Below are 14693 nucleotides of genomic sequence, written 5' to 3' on the forward strand. Positions count from 1 at the left end.
ATAAGGCGCATCCCACACATGCTGGCGACCGAAAGTGCAAGATCGCGCGGGAGAGTTGGGGGCACCGCTTGTTGGCGTCCGATTCGCCTGGAAGCCATGGATGCGACCCGTTCCGCGAGGTACGGTTGCTGCCCGCCGTCACTCCGGGACTCGGTTTCATTGACCCTGGCGGTGCGACGGCGGCGGGCGAAGGAGGAACGATGACCCGCCCGGGACTACCCAAGCTGATCGCGACCGACCTCGACGGGACGCTGGTCCGCAGCGATGACACCGTCTCCGCGTACACCCATGGGGTGCTCGACCGGGTGCGGGCCGCCGGAATCCCGGTGGTCGGCGCGACCGGTCGCGGCCCTCGGCTCACCGAGTTGACCCGCAACGACATCCGCGCCGCCGATTTCCTGGTGCTGGCCGGCGGCGGACGGGTGGTCGACCAGAGCGACCCGAGCGGCCCGCTGGTGCTCCGCGACGAGCGGCTGCCCGCCGAGGTGCTGGCCCGGCTGCTCGCCGACCTGGAGGCCGAAGTCGGCCCGCTGACCGTGATGGTCGAGGCGTCCGACGAGCACGACGCCCCGCTCTGGGGCGACTACCACGAGAGCTGGCCCTACCAGGACCGGTTCGAGGCGCGCAGCCGCGCGGAGTGCCTCTCCTGCGACGTGATCAAGGCGTTCGCCCGGACCGCCGACCACCACGTGGACGAGCTGCTGGCGGTGGCCCGCCGGATCGTCCCGCCGCAGGTCGCCACCCTCACCCAGGCCGGGCTCGGCTTCATCGAGATCTGCCCGCCGGGGGTGGACAAGGCGACCGGACTGGCGGTGGTGGCGCAGAGCCTCGGGGTGGACCCGGCCGACGTCCTGGTCTTCGGTGACATGCCCAACGACCTGCCGATGTTCGAGTGGGCCGGCTGGTCCCGGGTGGCGGTGGCCAACGCGCACCCCGCCCTGCGGGCCGTCGCCGACGAGATCACCCTGCGCAACGACGACGACGGCGTGGCGGTGTATCTGGACCGGCTACTGTCCCGGTGATGGGAGAGACGCCCCGCCTGATCGCCACCGACATCGACGGCACGCTGATCCGCGACGACCACACCGTCAGCCCGCGCACCGCCGACGTGCTCGCGCGGATCTCCGCGCGAGGCACGCCGGTCGTCCTGGTCACCGGCCGTCCGGTCCGCTGGCTCAAGATGGTGTACGAGCAACTGGCCGAGCCACTGCCGGCCGTCTGCGCCAACGGGGCGGTGGTCTACGACCCGGTCGACGATGAGGTGCTGCGGGCCGACCCGCTCGCGCCACACCACCTGGCCGAGGTGGCCCGGAGGCTGCGTGCCGAGGTGCCCGGCATCAGCTTCGCCGTGGAGATCCTGGACAGCCGGGAGATGCGGCACGAGGCGCACTACCCGCTGCGCTGGGACGTCGACCCCGCCGGCATCCGACCGATCGAGACGCCGGAGGAGTTGCTCTCGGTGCCGGCGGTGAAGCTACTCGCGCGGGCCGGCGAGCAGGACCCGGATGCCTTCGTCGAGCTGATCGCCGCAGCGGTGGTGGGGCTGGCCGAGGCCACGCACTCGTCCTCCTCCGGTCTGGTGGAGATCTCCGCGGCCGGAGTGACCAAAGCCGCCGGGCTGGACTGGTACTGCGACCGGCTCGGGGTCAGCGCGGCGGACGTGCTGGCCTTCGGCGACATGCCCAACGACGTGCCGATGCTGAGCTGGGCCGGGCGCGGTGTGGCGGTGGCCAACGCGCACCCCGCCGTCCTGGCGGTCGCCGACGAGGTGACGACGACGAACTCCGAGGACGGCGTGGCGGCGTACCTGGAGAAGGTTTTCGGGGTGGACTGAGCCGACGGTCAGAGGTATTGACCGGTGCTGTGGCCCTCACCAGCGCCCGGCTGGCCGATGCCCGGCATCCCGGGCACCATCCCACCGGGACCGCTGGGCAGCGCCTGCCGGCCACCGCGCATCTGCTCCAGCTGGACCCGGGCGGCCATCTGCTGGGCCACCAGGGCCGCCTGGATGCCGTGGAACAGGCCCTCCAGCCAACCGACGAGCTGGGCGTGCGCGATCCGCAACTCGCTCTCGCTGGGGGCCTTGTCCTCGGCGAAGGGCAGCGAGATGCGCTCCAGCTCGTCACGCAGCTCGGGGGCGAGGCCTTCCTTGAGCTCGACGATCGACCGCTCGTGGATCTCGCGCATCCGGTTACGGCTGGCGTCGTCGAGGGGCGCGGCCTTCACCTCCTCCAGCAACTGCTTGATCATGCTGCCGATCCGCATCACCTTCGCCGGCTGTTCGACCAGGCGAGTCGGGTCCTCACCCTGACCCTCGTCGGTCTGCATCGTCCCGATCGGCCGGCCGTCCGGGCCGACCACCACAACGGTGCCGGGGTGGCCGGAGTCGTCGGAGCCGGGCTCGTCGGTCTGTCCAGCTGAGCGCGCGTCGGTCATGAGGTCCATTTTTACTCAGCGGGCTCGACCCGCGGCGCCCGGGACCGGCTACCGGGCCAAAACACCCGGGCGGGGCGCGCTACCGTCGCGCCATGTCTGCCGACCCGCGCGCCGTGTTGACCCGGCCCGCACCGGAGCCCGATCGGACCGTGGCGTACGGCGACCACCCGGATCAGGTGGCCGACCTGCGGTTCCCGGCGGGAGTCGGCCCGGCGCGGCCACTGGTCGTCGTCCTGCACGGTGGTTTCTGGCGGTTCGAGTACGACCGGCGGCACACCGGCCCGCTGGCTGCCGCGCTCGCCGCCGGTGGCTACCCGGTGGCGCAGGTGGAATACCGGCGGACCGGCCAACCGGGAGGTGGTTGGCCGGGCACGTTGACCGACGTGCTGACCGGGGTGGCCGAGCTGCCCGTGCTGGCCGCCGAGGCGCTGCCCGACCGGGTGACCCTGGCCCCGCCGATTCTGATCGGGCATTCCGCCGGCGGCCATCTGGCGCTGTACGTGGCGGCCACCGCCCCGGCGACGGTGGGCGGAGTGCTCGCTCTGGCCCCGGTGGCGGACCTGGGTGAGGCGTACCGGCGGAATCTGGACTCCGGTGCGGTGGCCGCGCTGCTCGGCGGCGGCCCGGCCGAGGTCCCGGATCGGTACGCGGCAGCGGATCCACGATCATTGGTACCCATCCGGACACGGACAGTAGTTTTACACGGCTCCGAGGATCAACAGGTTCCGGCGGAGATGAGCCGGGACTTCGTCGCTGCGGCGACTACCGCAGGTTCCGATATTTCCCTTGTTGAGCTGCCCGGATGTGAGCATTTCGGGCTGATCGACCCGGAGTCTGCCGCCTGGCCTCAAGTCCTGCAGGCGTTGCGGTCCTTGCACGATCATCACTAGCCGTTGACGCAGCGTCGCGGACCAGGTAGAACGCCGGAGGGGCGGTGTTCGGCCCTGCAACGCTCCTTGGAAGGAACTCGGTGTCGCAGATGAATCGCAGGCGGGCGCTCCAGCTGTTGGCCGCGCTCGGTACCACCGGTTTCGTCGCCGGGTGTGGCTCCGACACCGATCCCCAGCCGACCACCAACGCGAGCCCGATCAAGATCGGCCTGATCACGCCGCAGGCCGGTGGCTTCAAGAGCATCGGCGACGAGATCATCAACGGCTTCCAGCTCTTCCTCGACCTGCACGACAAGCGGCTGGGCGGCCACCCGGTGGAGCTGCTGACCGCCGACGAGGGGGACACCGCGAAGACCGGCAAGGCAGCCGTCGACGGCCTGCTCAAGCAGGGCGTGCTGGCGCTCACCGGGGTCGTCAACTCGGCGGTGATGGTCGGCATCCGGGACACCGTTGAGCAGGCCCGGGTCCCGCTGATCGGCTCCAACGCCTCGCCGAGCAGCCTGCAGAGCGTCTTCTACATCTGGCGCACGTCGTACGTGCTCGATGAGGCCGGCCGGGCGCTGGGCGGCTACCTGCGTGACCAACTGCCGGCGAACGGCCGCGTGGCGATCATCATGCCGGAGAACGTCGGCAGCCCCGACGTGGTGCGCGGCTTCCGGCAGGCGTTCGGCGCGAGCGACCCGCGCATCGGTGACCCGGTGACCTACACCAACCCCACCAACACCCCCGGCAAGACGACATACTCCTCGGACATCACCAAGGCACTGGCCAAGAAGCCCACCGCGGTCTTCTGCTTCTTCGCCGGAGCAGCCGCGGTCGAGTTCATCAAGCAGTTGCGGGAGAAGTTCTCCGGGCCGATCTACGCACCCGGCTTCCTCACCGAGGGCACCGTGCTGGAGAACCTGAAGGAAGACGCGCTGGGCATCCAGACCGCGCTGAACTACTCGGCCGACCTGAACAACACGTCCAACCGGGTCTTCGCCTCGGCCTACCGGAAGAAGCACCAGGTCACGCCCACCACCTACGCCATGGCGTCGTACGACGCGGCGCAGGTGCTCGACCAGGCGATCCAGCTTGCCGGCGGCTCGCCCAACTCGCAGCAGGTCAACCTGGCCCTCGGCAAGCTCGGTCAGATCGACAGCCCGCGCGGCATCTGGCAGTTCAACCAGCCGCGTACCCCGCAGCAGAAGTGGTACCTGCGGGAGGTGCAGCGCGATGGCCAGGTCATGTCGAACGTGCTGATCAACGAGCTGGCCACACTGGGCTGAACGCCCGCCCGCAGCACGATTCGGGGCCGGTCTCCCACTGGGAGGCCGGCCCCGGGGCCTTCGTGGGTCAGTGCCGCAGTTCGGCGATGCAGCACTTCACACTGCCGCCGCCCTTCTTCAGCTCGGCCAGCTCGACGGGGACCGGTGTGTAGCCGGCGGCCTTGAGCTTGCCGGCCAACCGGGCGGCTTCGCTGTTGAGCACCACGTTCGCGCCGTCGCTGACCAGGTTGAGCCCGAAGGCCAGAGCGTCCTCGTCGTCGGCGATCACCGCGTCCGGGAAGAGTTGGGTGAGCACCCGCTGGCTGGCCGCGGAGAACGCGCCCGGGAAGTAGACGACGTTCGAGTCGTCGATGGCCGCCAACGCCACGTCCAGGTGGTAGAAGCGGGGATCGACCAGACGTAGCGACACCACCGGCCGCCCCAACGCCTCCTGCGCCTCGGCATGCGCCGGGATCTCGGTGCGGAAGCCGTGGCCGGCCAGGATGAGCCCGCCGTGCGTCTCCGGGACGTACGCGAAGTCGCCCTCACCCTCGTTGGTCTCGCTCGGCGCGATGAACCGCCACCCCTGCGACTCGTAGAAGGCGTGGTGGGCGGCGGCCTCGGCGGCCCGCTGTTCGTGCTTGAACCGTGCGCCGTACGCGGTGCCGTCCACCATGAAGGCACCGTTTGCGGCGTAGACCATGTCGGGCAGGCCCTGCTCGGGGGTGAGCAGGTGCACCTCGTGGCCGAGGCCGACAAGCGTCTCGCGCAGCCGGTCCCACTGCTTGACGGCCAGGTCCCGGTCGACCGGGGTGGTCACGTCCATCCACGGGTTGATCGCGTACTCGACCGCGAAGTGCTCGGGCGAGCACATGAGATATGTCCGCTTTCGCGGGACTCGCTGCTGGTTCACGGTCACCAAGAGTAGGTACCGTGGAACTTTGGTAACAGCCACAACCGTTGCTTCCCAGAGGCGGAACGTTGCAGATAGACGCGGTAGACCAGCGGATCATTGCGTTACTCGTCGCCGACGCCCGTGCGTCGTACGCCGACATCGGTACCCGGGTGTCACTCTCCGCCCCGGCCGTCAAGCGTCGCGTCGACCGACTGCGCGCCACCGGTGTGATCAGGGGATTCACGGCCGTGGTTGACCCGGCCGCCGTCGGCTGGACCACCGAGGCGTTCGTCGAGCTGTTCTGCGCCGGACGAACCACCCCGGCGCAGATCGGTGTGGCCACCCGGCGACACCCGGAGGTGGTCGGCGCGTACACCGTCTCCGGGGAGGCGGACGCGCTCGTGCACCTGCGCGCCGCCGACATCGCCCACCTGGAGGCGGCGCTGGAGCGGCTGCGTGGCGAGCCCTTCGTGACCTCCACCCGCAGCACGATCGTGCTGTCCCGGCTGGTCGAGTCCCCCGGCGTGGGCCCGTCCACCCGCACCCCTTGACCTCAACCCAGGTTGAGGAGATGGACTGGCCCGAAGCGTGGGCGGGCCGCCCACCACAGTCGAGGGGATGTCATGCGAGCAGTCTGGTTACGTGAGTTCGGTGGACCCGAGGCGCTGGTGCCCGACGCGGCGCCCGACCCGACGCCCGGCCCCGGTCAGGTGCTGATCGACGTCGCGCACGCGAACATCACCTTCGTCGAGACGCAGCAGCGCTCGGGTCGCCCCGGGCCGTTCCAGGTCACCCCACCGCTGATCCCCGGCAACGGCGTGGGCGGGCTGATCGCCGCCGTCGGGCCGGACGTCGACCCGGCACTGATCGGGCGGCGAGTGGTCAGCGCCACCGGCGGATCCGGCGGATACGCCGAACGCGCGGCAGTGGACGCCGCCGCGCCGTTCGAGGTGCCCGCCGGGTTGGCGCTGGACGAGGCGGTGGCGCTGCTCGCCGACGGGCGTACCGCCACCATGCTGGTCCAGGCCGTCGGCGTCCGCCCCGGTGACCGGGTGTTGGTGGAGGCCGCCGCGGGCGGCGTGGGCAGCCTGTTGGTGCAGCTCGCGGACCAGGCCGGCGCCCAGGTGATCGGCGTCGCCGGTGGGCCGGGCAAGGTGGACCTGCTACCCGGCCTCGGTGCCGACCTGGCGGTCGACTACCTCCTGCCCGACTGGGCCGACCGCGTCCGTGCTGCGCTGGGCGGGGTCGACGTGGTGCTCGACGGGGTCGGCGGCGCGGTGGCCCGAGCGGCCTTCGACCTGCTGACCCCGGGCGGCCGCATGATCAGCTTCGGGTTGGCGAGCGGGCAGTGGTCCCCGGTGTCGCCCGAGGCCGCCACGGAACGGCAGGTCACCCTGGTCCGACCGGACGTGCCACCCGCGCAACTGCGGGCGTACACCGAACAGGCCCTGGCGGACGCGGCAGCCGGCCGCCTGCGACCGCTCATCGGCCAGCGCTTCCCGCTGGAGCGCGCCGCCGACGCGCACGCCGCCATCGAGGCACGCGCGACGGTCGGCAAGACCCTGCTGGACGTCTAAGGCCTGTTTCACAAGGGCGGTCGAGCCGAGGCGGAGTCCGGGCGGCGGTCCGGGCCCGCCGCAGGCCGGCCAGTTCTTATGAAACAGGCCTTATAGATACATGCCGGTGCGGTGCTCCGACTCGTCGCGCCGGACCGGCTTGTCGCCCTCGCCGAAGAACCGCCTGCCACCGAACTCGCCGTGCAGACGGTCGTCCAACTCGTCGGCGAGACCGGTCATCACCTGCACCGCCAGCATGAGGTGGGTGGCCTGGAAGTTGCGGCCGAAGACCGGAATGGACGCCCAGACCGTGTCGTCGGCGCAGTAGAGGCGGCCGATCGGCATCCGGTTGGTCAACTCGGAGAGCTTGACGTAGAGCCGTTCGGTCGGCTCCACCTCCGTGAGCACCGGGGAGAAGACGTCCACCAGAGGCGGGTTGTCCCGCACCCGCACGAAGACCATCGCCGAGCCCGCGCGGATGGTGATGTCGCCGTCCGAGTCGATCTGCAACCGGTCGGTGTCCGACTTCAGCATCGTGGAGACCACGGTCCGAACCCGATCCGCCAGGTCGAGCACGTCGTCCCGCTCGACCTGCGCGGCGGCGGCCTCCGCCAGCGCCTCCTCCAGGTCGGCCTCGACGTCGGCGTCCGGGCCGAACTCGCTGCGCGCGGTGCCCAGCGGGTCCACGGCCAGCGGCTCACCCTCGGTGTCCTGCACCAGATAGACGAGGAACGCCGGGTGCGGGGCGCCATAGACGTCTCGCAGCGTGCGGGAGAGCAGCGCGGCGATCCGGGTCGACTCGGCCGTCGTAGCGTCCAGGCCGAAGGAACCACCGGAGCCGGCGACCACCCCGGGTGGCGACCAGCCAAGCGCGATCATGTCCGCCACCGCGCTGCGGTCCAGTCGGTAACCCGCCGGCAGGGCGGCGTTTCCGACCGCCCGGGCGGACAGCCCACCGTCGTCGTTCACGTCGACGCTGATCGAGTAGACGGCATCCCCGGTCCCGGAGGCGGTGGGGTCCAGGGTCAACTCCAGGTGCGTGCCGACCGGAAGTTCCCGCAGCCGCACGGCGAGTGCCCGGGCGAACTCCCGCCACGCCTCGGTCACCTTCGCCCGCAGGTCGGTGGTGCTGGGTTCGTCGAGCAGGATCGATTCTGCCGGCTCAGCCGTAGCGCCGGGCAGCTCATCCTGCGGCGCCGAGGGGTGGTCAGCCGTCATGATCGCCTCCGTCCGTCACGATCACCCTACCCACGCCCATCGGCAGCCCGATCAGCCCGGACCGGGATCGGACAACAGCGGTCAGCGGGCCGTCGGATCCGCCGGGTCCGCGCCCAGCTCGACCGGCCAGCTGCCCGCCAGGGCGCTGAGCCGGGCCGCGGCGTCCGCCGGGTCGGCACCCCGGCCGACCGCCAGCCCAAGCAGGTACGCGGTGACCGGCGCACCCGGCCGTAGCACCTGGTGGGCGACGTCGCGGGCCAGATCCAGCACCGCCGGCACGGGCACCCCGGCCGGGTCCAGATCCAACTCGGCGCAGACCGCCGTGACCCAGTCGTCCAGCACCGTCATCGCACCCACTCCTCCGCCCGGCGTACGTCCTCGTCAGTGTCGCAGTCGAACCAGGGCGGCGGGCCGTCGCCGGACCACGGGACCTCCCGTACTACGAGGTTGGCCAGCAGCGCCCGGACCGGGGCCCCGGCCAGGTTGCCACCCCGCTCAACCGTCAGCCGGTCCAGCTCGGCCCGCAGCGCCGCTACCCGCCAGACACCGCAGAGCGACTGCCGCCGTCCGTCCCCGTCGACGAAGCACGCCCCGTCCGGCCCCCGCTCGCTGCCGCCGAGGCCGCTACGGGCTGGCGGTGCCGGAGCAGAGCCGCCGCCCGCCGGTTCGGTGTCGATGGTCTCCCGGTCGAGGTGGGTCAGCAGGGAACCGATCGCGGCCCGGGTGAGTAGCGGCAGGTCGGCGGCGAGCAGCGCGACCAGGGTGGCGTCGGAGTCGAGCAGCGCCAGGCCGGCCGCCGCCGCTGCGACCGGGCCCCCGCCGGGCGGGTCCTCCCGGACGACCCGCACGCCCGCCGGCACGGCGTCGGCCGTACCGACCAGCACCCGTGGCGTCGCATCGGTGACGGCGGCCAGAACCCGGTCACGCATCGGCCGGCCGCCGACCGGGAGCGCGGGCTTGTCGACCCCGCCCATCCGTCGGGCGGACCCACCTGCGAGCACCACGGCGGCGTACGTCCCCACCCGGTCACCGTAGCCGTGCCGGCGCTCGGTCGTGCCGGCCCTCGGTCCAGCCAGCGCTCGGTCGTGCCGGCGCTCGCGGGTACCCGATGTCCGGTGGCCGTGCGGGCGTGCCGGTGCGGGGTGGAGGATGGCGGGATGGGACGGGCAACTGATCGACGGGGCGTACTCCGGATCGACCTGGACGCTGCGACTGCCGGGCGCGGGGCCATCCGTCGGCCGGACACCCTGGCGGTGGAGGAGCCGCTGGAGATCCGGGTCGGCGCGGCCGGTCCCGGTCGGCGACGGCCGCTCGCCGTCACCATGCGCACCCCCGGGGACGACCTGGATCTGGCCATCGGTTTCCTGCTGACCGAGGGGCTGATCAGGTCGACCGACGACGTGCTCACCGCGCAACTCTGTGCCGGCGCGGAGACACCGAACACGTACAACGTGGTGGACGTGGTGCTCGCCCCCGGTGTGCCGGAACCGACCACCGACCCGTCCCGCAACTTCTACACGACAAGTTCCTGCGGGGTCTGTGGCAAGGCCAGCATCGACGCGGTCCGCACCCGGTCGCTGTTCCCGGTCTCGGCCGACCCACTCAGCGTGCCGGCAGTGCTCCTCGCCGAACTCCCCGACCGTCTGCGGGCCGCACAGCGCGGCTTCGACCGGACCGGTGGGCTGCATGCGGCGGGTCTGTTCACCCCCGACGGAGAGCTGGTGGTGCTCCGGGAGGACGTCGGCCGGCACAACGCGGTGGACAAGGTGATCGGCTGGGCCGTGCGGGAACGTCGCCTGCCATTGGCCGGGCACCTGCTGCTGGTCTCCGGCCGGGCCAGCTTCGAGCTGACCCAGAAGGCGTGGATGGCCGGATTGCCGCTGCTGGCGGCGGTGTCCGCCCCGAGCACCCTCGCCGCCGAGTTGGCCGACGAGGCGGGGATGACGCTTGTCGGCTTCCTGCGCGGCCGGACCATGAACGTCTACACCGGGCCGCACCGGATCACGATGGAACTGCCCGCCTGACCCGCGGGCGGATGGTCACCGACCGATCAGGTCGAACAGTTCCAGCCGCGCGGCGGCGTCCCGGGCGATCAGAAAGCCGGCGATGCCGAGGATCCAGCCCAGCGCGTTGCCCGCCTTCGTGACGATCCAGGCGTTCAGGCGAGCCAGCACCGGCTCGACCAGCGCCGGACGGGCCACCCTGGCAGCCAGCAACAGCACCGCCGGCAACACCATGACCAGGCAGTATCCGGCGAGCAGCACCACCACGGCCACCGCGCCGACCCCCGAGGTGGCCAACAGACCCACCGCACCGAGGTACGGAAGCATTGTCGCCACCTCGGCAAGTGCGGCGAGCAACGCGAGCCCGACCAACCAGCGGGCCGAGGAGTCACCGGCGGTGGCCCGGTCCCGCCACCGCAACACACCACCGGTGCGGGGACGCCGTTTGCCGTCGTAGCGAAAGCTGAGCGCCAGCATCGCGACGCCCAGGACGAGTTGCGCCCAGAGCACACCCCGGTTGTCCAGGGCGCCGCCCAGCGCGTCGGCCAACCTGCTGCCGCCCCAGACCAGCAACAGCCCCACCGCGAGGTAGAACGCCGCGATCGTGGCGAGATAACCCAGGATCCGTCGGGCGTTGACCGGCCCGGGGGCGAGTAACAACCAGACCGGGATGAAGAGGGTGCCGATGCTGGTGCTGTCGATCAACGCCAGCCCAGCCAGCGACAACAGCAACGCGACGGTCATGTCGTACCGGTTCGAAGAGCGGACACGCAATCAGTGTCCGGCCTTGATTGCGCCGCCGAGTCGGCCGCGATCAGGAGAAACGCGTACATCCTTCGACGGAGGCTCGCGGAGTCGGCGGGCTAGCGGGCCTGGGCCCAGCCGGTGAAACGTTCGGTCAGGTTGCCCGGAGGTGTGCCGCCGTGCAGATCGGTGAGTTCTTCGGTTGCCTCGGCCTGCACCTGCCTCAGGTGCTCGATCAGCTCGTCGCGGCGACCGCGATACTCGCCGAGCAAGCGCAGCTTCGCGGCCGAACAGGGCCACGCGATCCCGCAGGTTCGGCAGCGCCACGCCGGCTTCATGGCCACGTGCTCCGAGCGGCCGGCCATCTAGCGAGCCCGCACTGGGAGACGTCGGACCTGCTGACGGGTCGCGGGGCGAGTTGGCTCGGACGGACCGGATGGCAACAGGTCGACCCCTTCGCGGAGCACGAACAACTCCCGCTTGGCCCGTGCGCAGCCGTCCGGTCCCACCTCGTACGCCTCGATCCAGGTCCATCCGTGATAGGTGTGGCGGTCGGTCAGTTCGCGAATGATCCGAACGTTGATTGGACGGACGAACTGCGGGCTGGCGGCGCGGGTCAGGCGAACGAGGTCGCCGGCCTTCATCGTCCCGATCATTTCGGTGGTCTTCGACTTGTCCGGCATGGGTTCCCCCTCCTCGTTCGGGAGGGGCCGCCTCTGAGTGCTCGCCCACGAGGCGGCCCCGTTACGAACGCGACCGCCGGGTCTCGGGTAGTCCCTGCCGGTCACGCCGTCTCAGACACACGCTGCCAAGGGTTGCGAGCCGAATACACTGCGTAGGAATATCTCTTGTGGACGTCTCGGACGTACTTGAGGAGAAGCGGATGAACCGGGCAGTCGCCGACGCCATGTCGAAATCCGGCCTGACCGCCGACAGTCTCGCCGCCCAGATCGGGGTGGATCCCAAGACGGCGGCCAAGTGGGCGAACCCGGGACGGATTCCGCAGACTCGTCACCGGTCAAAGGTCGCGGAGGTGCTCGGCCGCGACGAGGGCGACCTGTGGCCCGACCTGTTCAAGAGGCGCGAGCCGGCGTGGTTCCGGCCCTGGACGGACATCGAGCGCGAAGCGACGGGACTCCGGTGGTACGAGTCCGCGGTGTTGCCCGGTCTCCTACAGACCGAGGCGTACGCGCGGGCCGTGTTGAGCAGCGGGCTCTGGGCCGATGACGACCTGGAGGCACACGTGGAAACCCGCCTCCGCCGGCAGGCCGCCGTGTTCGATCGGCCTCGCCCACCGTTGAGTGTCTTCGTCATCGACGAGGCCGCGCTGCGCCGGGGAAGACCCGACATCATGGCCGACCAACTCGATCATCTGATCGTGCTCGCCGAGCGGCCGGCCGTGATGATCCACGTGCTCCCGCTGACCGCCGGCCTCCACCCCGGCCAGGCCGGCCCGTTCGTCATCGCCAGCACCCCGGACGGCGGGGATGTCGGCTACCTCGACGACCAGGCGGCTGGGCGCCTCAGTAATGACGTTGCTCCGCTGTGGGCCGTCTGGGATAGCGTGAGGTCGTTAGCGCTACCGCGAGACCTGACCATCGACCTGATGAGAGCGCGAGCATGGATGACCTGACCGGCGCCCGTTGGCGCAAGAGCACCCGCAGCAGCTCGAACGGTGGGGCGTGCGTGGAGGTGGCCGACAATCTGCCGGGTGTCGTGCTGGTCCGCGACACGAAGGACCGCGACGGCGGCACGCTGACGTTCGGGCCGGCCGCCTGGGCGGGCTTCGTCCGGCTGGCAACGAAGATCGGCCCCGTCGGCTGACACGTTGGTCCAGCTCGGCCGCCTGCGACAGGTGACGCGGCGGTGTCGGCGTCGACCACCCTGCCGCCCTTCAGGCCAGGTCGAGGATGCTCCAGTTGGCCGGGAGGACCTTCGCCGCCGCTTTGGGCTGCGCGGTCGCGTAGTGCGCCTCGTGGGTGAGTGCCGCACTGGCGGCCTGACCGAGCGAGATGTCCCCGCCGACAGCGCGGGCCAGCGTGCCCGTCGCTCGCACATCGTCGGCATCGAGCGGCAGCACGCAAATCATCGGGGCGCTCACCATCAGGGCCAGCAGCGCGGCGCCAACCTCGTCGCCCGCGCCCGCGATGGCGACCGCCAGACAGGCGGCCGGAACGGCCACCTGCCGGCCCTCGTCGGCGACCTCCAGCATCAGCTCCCCCACCGATACGTTGCCCTCGATGTAGGCCGTCAACGCCGACGCGTCGAACACGGCCGCGATCCGATCGCTCATCCGGCACGACCCAACATCCGACGACCTTCGGCCAGGGCGTCGGCCGGAATGGGCGTCGCCAGCCGCTCCCGCCACCGCGCCCTGCCCGCCTCGGTCACCTCGATGCCAGCCCGGCGCAGCACCTCCTGAAGGTGCGCGGCGGCCATCTGCGCCCGTACCGCCGCGGTGATCGCGGCCGAGACGTTGGGCTGCTGGTCGAGCCACTCCGCGACGTCGTCGGGGAGGCTCACGGAGCGCTTCACGGTCATGTCCGTCAGCCTACCAATTTCGGTAGCACCGATGGTATTACCGTGCACCTGGTGAGGGCGGTCAGCGGCGGCCACGTCGACTCCGTCGGCGCGGCCGGACCACTCCGGGCATCCCCGTCGACGGCCACCCGTCCAGCTCGGACGGGGGCACGCCGCGCCGGAGCAGGTCGTCCAGCAGCAGGGCCAGCGAGTAGTCGGGGTGCAGGCTCAGCGTGCGCTCCAGCGCGACCGCCGCCAACGCCCCCTGCCCCGCACGCCAGGCCGCGAACGCCAGCAGAGCGCCCGGCGCGGCGGCCAACGTCGGCTCGGCCCGGCGCAGCACGTCGGTCCAGAGGGCGATGTCCCGGTCCCGACCGTCGGTGCGCTCCCAGGCGTGATCGCGGATCGGCAGGTGGGTCATCAGCAGGCTCAACCAGGCCACCTCGTCGTCGTCCAGCCGCTCACCGCGGCGTTGCCGACGTTGGGCCTCGCGGACCGCCGCGACCCCGGCGGAGTACATCGTCCGGCTGCCGAGCAGGTCCTCCGGGGGCGCCTGTTCCAGCAACTCGGTCAGTCGGAGCCGAGCGCGGGCGGTGGCCGCGCTCGCCGCCTCCCGGGCCGGGCCGTCCACCGGTGACACCTGCGCCACGAGAGCGGCCCGGTCGGGGAGTGCGACCTGGCCGGCGAAGACCGCCGAGGCGGTCACCGGGTTGGCGACCGGGTCGTAGCGCCGCCCCTCGGGCGGGCAGCAGTCGGGCTCGGTGCACAGGTAGGACCACCACCGGCCCTCGGTCACCCGCAGCGCGTCGAGCACCTCCAAGCCGGCAGCGCCCAGTGCGGCGCGCACCGCGTCCACGGCCGGAGTGACACGGTCGGGCGGCCCGTAGCCGACCACGGTGGCGGCATCCGCCCCCTGCCGGCGGATCACGGCGGCCAGGTGCCGGGCGCGCTCGACGAGATCGGCCGACGGGTCGGGCAGGTCTGCGCGGGCGGCGAAGATGATCTGCCGGCCGAGCAACGCCACGGCGACCACGCTGTCGGTGGGATGGAAGCCGAGCAGGTACGGCACAGCGGCGATCAGGTCGGCGGGCGAGCGGACGGCGAGCTGGGGGCGTTCGGTCGAGGTCATGGCGGAAGCCTGCGGCGGGCCGACCCGGCTCCGCCGCCCCTGTGGACGACACGCG

The 14693-nt window shown here is 71.4% G+C and carries 20 protein-coding genes; 9 read left to right on the plus strand and 11 right to left on the minus strand.

All coding sequences use genetic code 11. The features are described 5' to 3' along the window. Window positions 1-200: 200 nt before the first annotated feature. Complete coding sequence (locus C7C45_RS17775; protein WP_110564779.1) at window positions 201-1022, plus strand: HAD family hydrolase; 822 nt, start codon at window positions 201-203, stop codon at window positions 1020-1022. Beyond that, entirely contained in the window at window positions 1022-1834 is an 813-nt protein-coding gene (locus C7C45_RS17780; protein WP_110564780.1) for a Cof-type HAD-IIB family hydrolase, read from the plus strand. The genes C7C45_RS17775 and C7C45_RS17780 overlap by 1 nt, the downstream gene beginning before the upstream one ends. 8 nt (window positions 1835-1842) lie before the next feature. On the opposite strand, the gene C7C45_RS17785 is transcribed toward C7C45_RS17780, so the two are convergent. Next, entirely contained in the window at window positions 1843-2445 is a 603-nt protein-coding gene (locus C7C45_RS17785; protein ID WP_110564781.1) for a bacterial proteasome activator family protein, read from the minus strand. Window positions 2446-2528: 83 nt separating this feature from the next. Between C7C45_RS17785 and C7C45_RS17790 the strand changes: the two genes are divergently transcribed. Together C7C45_RS17790 and C7C45_RS17795 are read left to right on the plus strand one after the other, a co-directional pair. Next, the gene (locus C7C45_RS17790) at window positions 2529-3326 is read left to right on the plus strand and encodes an alpha/beta hydrolase family protein (RefSeq protein WP_110564782.1); all 798 of its coding nucleotides are present in this window, start codon (window positions 2529-2531) and stop codon (window positions 3324-3326) included. A gap of 80 nt (window positions 3327-3406) precedes the next feature. Further along, a complete protein-coding gene (locus C7C45_RS17795) occupies window positions 3407-4594 on the plus strand; it encodes an ABC transporter substrate-binding protein (protein WP_110564783.1) in 1188 nt (395 codons plus the stop codon). A gap of 67 nt (window positions 4595-4661) precedes the next feature. On the opposite strand, the gene ddaH is transcribed toward C7C45_RS17795, so the two are convergent. After that, the gene (ddaH, locus tag C7C45_RS17800; protein ID WP_341866496.1) at window positions 4662-5495 is read right to left on the minus strand and encodes a dimethylargininase; all 834 of its coding nucleotides are present in this window, start codon (window positions 5493-5495) and stop codon (window positions 4662-4664) included. A gap of 59 nt (window positions 5496-5554) precedes the next feature. On the opposite strand from ddaH, the gene C7C45_RS17805 reads away from it, so the two are divergent. Further along, window positions 5555-6019 (plus strand): Lrp/AsnC family transcriptional regulator, encoded by a 465-nt coding sequence (locus tag C7C45_RS17805; protein ID WP_110564785.1) that lies wholly within the window; start codon window positions 5555-5557, stop codon window positions 6017-6019. A gap of 72 nt (window positions 6020-6091) precedes the next feature. After that, window positions 6092-7045: a zinc-binding dehydrogenase gene (locus tag C7C45_RS17810; RefSeq protein WP_110564786.1), complete on the plus strand. Its 954-nt coding sequence runs from the start codon at window positions 6092-6094 to the stop codon at window positions 7043-7045. A 90-nt stretch (window positions 7046-7135) separates the two neighbouring features. Here the strand turns inward: C7C45_RS17810 and C7C45_RS17815 are convergent, their stop codons facing one another. The 3 genes from C7C45_RS17815 to mobA form a co-directional block, all read right to left on the minus strand. Further along, the gene (locus tag C7C45_RS17815) at window positions 7136-8242 is read right to left on the minus strand and encodes a T3SS (YopN, CesT) and YbjN peptide-binding chaperone 1 (protein WP_110564787.1); all 1107 of its coding nucleotides are present in this window, start codon (window positions 8240-8242) and stop codon (window positions 7136-7138) included. Window positions 8243-8323: 81 nt separating this feature from the next. Then, a complete protein-coding gene (locus tag C7C45_RS17820) occupies window positions 8324-8590 on the minus strand; it encodes a DUF6457 domain-containing protein (RefSeq protein WP_110564897.1) in 267 nt (88 codons plus the stop codon). Continuing rightward, complete coding sequence (gene mobA / locus C7C45_RS17825) at window positions 8587-9264, minus strand: molybdenum cofactor guanylyltransferase (RefSeq protein ID WP_110564788.1); 678 nt, start codon at window positions 9262-9264, stop codon at window positions 8587-8589. Before mobA ends, C7C45_RS17820 begins: the two co-directional genes overlap by 4 nt. Window positions 9265-9399: 135 nt before the next feature. Here mobA and fdhD point away from each other — a divergent pair, with 135 nt between their 5' ends. Then, entirely contained in the window at window positions 9400-10266 is an 867-nt protein-coding gene (gene fdhD / locus C7C45_RS17830; RefSeq protein ID WP_110564789.1) for a formate dehydrogenase accessory sulfurtransferase FdhD, read from the plus strand. Between the two features lie 15 nt (window positions 10267-10281). Here the strand turns inward: fdhD and C7C45_RS17835 are convergent, their stop codons facing one another. The 3 genes from C7C45_RS17835 to C7C45_RS17845 form a co-directional block, all read right to left on the minus strand. Next, window positions 10282-10989 (minus strand): GAP family protein, encoded by a 708-nt coding sequence (locus C7C45_RS17835; RefSeq protein WP_110564790.1) that lies wholly within the window; start codon window positions 10987-10989, stop codon window positions 10282-10284. Window positions 10990-11108: 119 nt separating this feature from the next. Beyond that, complete coding sequence (locus C7C45_RS17840; RefSeq protein WP_244200429.1) at window positions 11109-11327, minus strand: flavin reductase; 219 nt, start codon at window positions 11325-11327, stop codon at window positions 11109-11111. 27 nt (window positions 11328-11354) lie between these two features. Continuing rightward, the gene (locus C7C45_RS17845) at window positions 11355-11672 is read right to left on the minus strand and encodes a hypothetical protein (protein ID WP_110564792.1); all 318 of its coding nucleotides are present in this window, start codon (window positions 11670-11672) and stop codon (window positions 11355-11357) included. 200 nt (window positions 11673-11872) lie between these two features. Between C7C45_RS17845 and C7C45_RS17850 the strand changes: the two genes are divergently transcribed. Then, window positions 11873-12622 carry a DUF5753 domain-containing protein gene (locus C7C45_RS17850; RefSeq protein WP_110564898.1) on the plus strand — a complete coding sequence of 250 codons (750 nt, stop codon included), beginning with the start codon at window positions 11873-11875 and terminating at the stop codon, window positions 12620-12622. After that, the gene (locus C7C45_RS17855; protein ID WP_110564793.1) at window positions 12610-12813 is read left to right on the plus strand and encodes a DUF397 domain-containing protein; all 204 of its coding nucleotides are present in this window, start codon (window positions 12610-12612) and stop codon (window positions 12811-12813) included. Before C7C45_RS17850 ends, C7C45_RS17855 begins: the two co-directional genes overlap by 13 nt. Window positions 12814-12883: 70 nt before the next feature. Here the strand turns inward: C7C45_RS17855 and C7C45_RS17860 are convergent, their stop codons facing one another. The 3 genes from C7C45_RS17860 to C7C45_RS17870 all read right to left on the minus strand — a co-directional run bounded on the left by C7C45_RS17860 (window position 12884) and on the right by C7C45_RS17870 (window position 14638). After that, window positions 12884-13282, minus strand: coding sequence for a hypothetical protein (locus C7C45_RS17860; RefSeq protein WP_110564794.1), 399 nt, complete (start codon window positions 13280-13282; stop codon window positions 12884-12886). After that, window positions 13279-13530, minus strand: a complete 252-nt coding sequence (locus C7C45_RS17865) for a hypothetical protein (protein ID WP_110564795.1) — start codon at window positions 13528-13530, stop codon at window positions 13279-13281. Before C7C45_RS17865 ends, C7C45_RS17860 begins: the two co-directional genes overlap by 4 nt. A gap of 61 nt (window positions 13531-13591) precedes the next feature. Beyond that, entirely contained in the window at window positions 13592-14638 is a 1047-nt protein-coding gene (locus tag C7C45_RS17870; RefSeq protein ID WP_110564796.1) for a DUF4192 domain-containing protein, read from the minus strand. Window positions 14639-14693: the final 55 nt, after the last annotated feature.

The organism is Micromonospora arborensis (genome assembly GCF_003205615.1).
GTDB classification, from domain to species: domain Bacteria; phylum Actinomycetota; class Actinomycetes; order Mycobacteriales; family Micromonosporaceae; genus Micromonospora; species Micromonospora arborensis.